We start from the raw sequence: 253 nt of genomic DNA on the forward strand, positions 1-253 counted from the left end.
TTCTCTGCCGCCATTGTTTATGATACTCAGCAGCAGGAAATGACGCGCTGGAACAGCCCCAAAATTCGCCATCAGACCATGATAGAAAGTCTGGTCAGTAAGTGGGTTTACCCGGAACCGGTCTATAAAACAATTGAACACAATGGCCAGGTGGTAGGCACACTTGTGCTGACTGGCACCGATGGCATCGTCACACATTTTGTCTGGCTCTCGCTGGCTGTTTTGGGCGGTTGTTTGTTCCTGGCTGCATTGT

The 253-nt window shown here is 50.2% G+C and carries 1 protein-coding gene; it reads left to right on the top strand.

Going from position 1 to position 253, the window contains the following annotated elements; translation table 11 throughout:
• Positions 1-253: CHASE sensor domain-containing protein (locus MJ643_RS31100; protein ID WP_247727368.1), on the top strand; the 253-nt coding region annotated here is incomplete at both ends.

Source organism: Pseudomonas sp. PNPG3 (assembly GCF_023093815.1).
Lineage (GTDB): Bacteria > Pseudomonadota > Gammaproteobacteria > Pseudomonadales > Pseudomonadaceae > Aquipseudomonas > Aquipseudomonas asiatica.